The sequence below is a fragment of the Brotaphodocola sp. genome (genome assembly GCF_983179755.1).
Window position 1 is genome coordinate 1 of sequence record NZ_CFAHBC010000066.1, and the last position, 3,963, is coordinate 3,963.

Genomic DNA, 3,963 nt, shown 5'->3' on the forward strand with positions numbered 1-3,963 from the left:
GATGGGAATGCGGCGGATCTTGGCCATCAGGCCGCCAAACACAAATGCGCCGATCATGAGCGAGATGACAAATCCGACCAGACTCAGAACTGCGCCGAGAAGTTTCCCACAGATTCCAAGTGCCAGACCGACACATTTGAAAATCAGAACAAGAAATAGAATCGCAAAAATAATGGACATGATTTCTTTTCCTCCTATCCGATCTAACCGATCTAATCTAAGAATAACGAACGGCAATCAATCGAACAAAAATCCATTATTCATTTTCGTTTCCGTCGTTATCTTAATGGATTATATTCTCTTTTTTGAAATTTGTAAATATCGGAATCTGGCGTGTCTCTTGACCTTCACTCTTTTTGTACAGGCGGTGAGAAATCGATATCACGGTTCTGCCATTTGATGCATTTCCGAGTGCATAAAGAACCATATTCTCCGTCTCAGCATCCATATTTGCGGTGATCTCATCGAGAAGAAGGATCTTCGGCTCTGCGACGACTGCTCGTGCAATCGAGAGAAGTTGCCACTGTCCCTGAGAGAAAATTTCTGGGGTACAGATCGTATCAAGACCATGTTCGAGCTGACTGATTGCCTCATCAAGACCGGAAATGTGAATTGCAGTTTGAATCTGATTCTCTGTAATGCTCCGGTCAGAAAGCGTGATTTGATCGCGAACCGTTCCCGGAATCATATGAAACGACTGCTCGACATATCCAAAAATCTTTCTTCTCTCATCGTCTGAGGTCTCAAATGCCGGTTTTCCAAGAATTTTGACCATTCCATCCTGTGGGCGGTAGAGTCCGAGGAGCAATTTGAATATCGTGCTCTTTCCGGCACCAGTTCTTCCAGTGAGTGTCACATGCTCGCCAAAAGCAACTGAGAAGCTAAGTCCGGCTAAGACAGGAGTGTGATTGTCGTAACTGAAATTGACATTCTGAAATTCAATGACGGAATCACTCTCATTCTGATTCTGAACATTGCTTTGAATGTTGTTCTGGGTATTACTCTGGGTACTGTTCTCGCTTCTATTTGTAATTTTATTTGTGTTTTTATTTGTGCTGTCGCTAGCCTTGATGATCATTCTCTCTTTCTGCTGTAAGAACTCGTCAATTCGGCGGACACCAGCAAGTGCAGACTGAAACGTCTGGATCTCCATTCCGAGGCTTTCAATTGGAGAAAATACCTGTGAAATGTAGTTGATCACAGCAACAGAAGTGCCGACAGACATTCCAAAGAAAGACAGAACCCTGGCATTTCCTGATCCGGCAAGAATCATGACGAATGCGGCGATACAGGCATTTAGAAACAGGATTACCGGGGAGTAAACAGCGTCATAGAAATTGGTCTTTTCGATCGAAGCATAACTTTCTCCGATATAATGGTCATATTTTTGCTCCATATAAGGCTCTTTCTGAAGTGTGTGGATCGTTCGGATGCAGCGGATTGTCTCTGGAACGTGGTTGGTTACGCGTCCAACGGCAACTCGGTTTGCAAGCTGGGCGGTGAGCATTTTATTTTGTACCCGTCTTGTAAATCCGTACAGGAGCGGGAACAGAACAATCAAAACCCATGCGAGTCCCTGATTTTTTGACCAGATGACTGCAAAAATACTGATAATCCGACAGGCATCCGCAAACATACTGATAATTCCCGAAGTAAACAGCGTCTCCACGGTGTTTACATCTCCGACGAATCTTGAGACAACGTTTCCTGGGTCCATTCTCATCAGCGTATCTGCTTCAAGGTGATAGACCTTCTCAGAAAGTTCACTGCGGAAAGCGTGTGTGATTTTCTGACCAAATACCGTGAGAAATCCTTCTCGAAAAGATTCCAGAACACCGGTCATGACGATAAAGAAAAAATAAAGTGCAATCATCGAAAAACCAACGATGTTTCCCGATGCAATCTGGTCAATGATCTTTCCAAGGACAAGCGGAGGAATCAGAGAGCTTCCGACGGCACTGATAACAGTGAAAATAATCCCAACAGAGAGCCATTTTTCTCGGATTACTGTCCGGCAGATGATGCCTGATGCATTTTTATTCGTTATTTTCACCTTGAGCCTCCTCCTTTGCCTGAGCCTGATCGAAATACAGCTTTTGATACAAAGGATTATCTTTCATCAGCTGTTCATGCGTACTGCAATCAGCCTGCCTCTGATCCAGCCAGATTACCTGATCCATCTCCGGGAACAGGCGAAGTCTGTGAGAAATCAGGAAAACAATTCGATTTTTACTGAGTTCTTTAAGATGACGGAACACCTGTTCTTCTGTTGTCTGATCCAGAGCGGAAAACGGATCGTCAAGCACAAGAATCGGTCTCCAGTGGCACAATACTCTTGCAAGGGAAAGACGTTCTGACTGACCACCGGAAAGGCGCATACCGCCATTTCCAATCGTGGTGTCCTCTTTCTTTTCCATATTGCGTACTTCCTGATCCATGCAGACAACTTTCAGCCATTTCCAGACATTTTCGTTCTCATCGCCCATCAGGATATTTTCTTTTACACTGTCATCCAGCAATTCCACATCGTGTCCGAGGTATCCGATCATCTGATTTCTGAGCAATTCCGGCATCTTGGAAATCTCTTTTCCTGAATAGGTGATCTCTCCCTGATACGGGTACTCACAAAGCATTATCTTGCCGAGTGTGGATTTTCCACAGGCGACAGGACCGGTAACTCCGATGATTTGACCTGTTTTTGCAGAAAAACAAACCTGTTCAAAAATATTTGATTTTCCATTCGGGTACGCAAATGATACATTCTTCCACTTAAGTTCAGAACTCTTTTGTTCAGAATGGTTTTCTGACGGTCTGGCCAGTTTGGAGGCAGAAATCTCTTTCTCATCTTCCTGATGAGCGGACTCTGCCCGTTCCATATATGGGTGGATTCGATTCCATGAAATCTGCGCTTTGTGCACTGCATTGAACAGTTTTGCAGCTTTTGAAGACTTATCGGAAAGCTTTGTATAACAAGCCAAAAATGTGGTGAAGGATGCAATGCTCCACGCAGTAAAACCGCTTCCAACTATATTTTTTGCACCAAGATACAGAATAAAAATCACACCAGTCGCAGAAATTACTTTATAAATCGGTGGAAGAGTTGCATTCCAGATATTTGCGTGAATTGCGGAGCGCTCATAATCTTTCAAAGTTTTCTCGTAGCTTTCCTGACGCTGTCTCTCACAGCCGAAAACACGGTAGGTCACTGCATTTGAGATGCGATCGAGGGTTACCGTGTTGAGTACACCCATCTCCTCCTTGTAGGAAGCATTCGTCGATTGAATTACACGCTTCATCTTCTCTGCAATCGCATAAGAAATCGGCGGGAAAATCAGGCTGATCAGCGCCAGCTTCCAATCATAAAAGAGCAACATTCCAATGTAACAGCACATCGCAATACCTGTATCGAAAATCTCAGTCGTGAACTTTCTCATTCCCTCTACGCAGTCGTCGACATCTGAAATCGCCTTTGTGATGACATTTCCGATGCCCTCTTCTCCGAGTTCTGCCCGGCTTTTATGGACAAGTGTGCGGTACAAAATCGTTTTCATCCGTCGATTTACGTTGTTCGCAAACCGACGGACATAAAAACGTTTGATGTATCTTGCCAGCTGTACCGAGCCAATCACGCTCACATAGGTAACTGCCAAAAACAGCATACTCCGGAAGGTTGCTTTTCCTGTTAAAATGTTCATCAGACATTCTGCCAGCTGTCCCTCAAACCACGGACCGGCGAGAAGACCAACATTATAAATCAATCCTGAAATGGTTACCGCGAGGAGAATCTTCCACTCCACTCGGAAGTAGTCCATGACTTTATCTGCCCGGATTTTTTTAGTGTTTTGTTTTTGTGGTATTTTTATTTTGTCTTCTTCTGACTTCTTTCTCTTATTTTCTTGTGTTTTTACTTTTTCCATTATTTTCTATCATTTCTGTTTCATCTCATTTTTCTGAAATCCGATA

The 3,963-nt window shown here is 43.8% G+C and carries 3 protein-coding genes; all 3 read right to left on the bottom strand.

Translation table 11 applies throughout. The annotated features are described in order from the left end of the window. A partial coding sequence (locus tag AC4EVX_RS12705; RefSeq protein ID WP_490160337.1) for a hypothetical protein occupies positions 1-180 on the bottom strand: 180 nt, incomplete at its 3' end. A 103-nt stretch (positions 181-283) separates the two neighbouring features. Further along, complete coding sequence (locus tag AC4EVX_RS12710) at positions 284-2,053, bottom strand: ABC transporter ATP-binding protein (protein ID WP_490160338.1); 1,770 nt, start codon at positions 2,051-2,053, stop codon at positions 284-286. Continuing rightward, on the bottom strand, positions 2,037-3,812 hold the full coding sequence (locus tag AC4EVX_RS12715; protein WP_308452027.1) for an ABC transporter ATP-binding protein: 1,776 nt from the start codon (positions 3,810-3,812) through the stop codon (positions 2,037-2,039). Before AC4EVX_RS12715 ends, AC4EVX_RS12710 begins: the two co-directional genes overlap by 17 nt. Positions 3,813-3,963: the final 151 nt, after the last annotated feature.

Excerpts from the sequence above, each read along its gene's own strand:
- AC4EVX_RS12715 (WP_308452027.1), bottom strand. The coding sequence starts at position 3,812 with ATGGACTACTTCCGAGTGGAGTGGAAGATTCTCCTCGCGGTAACCATT.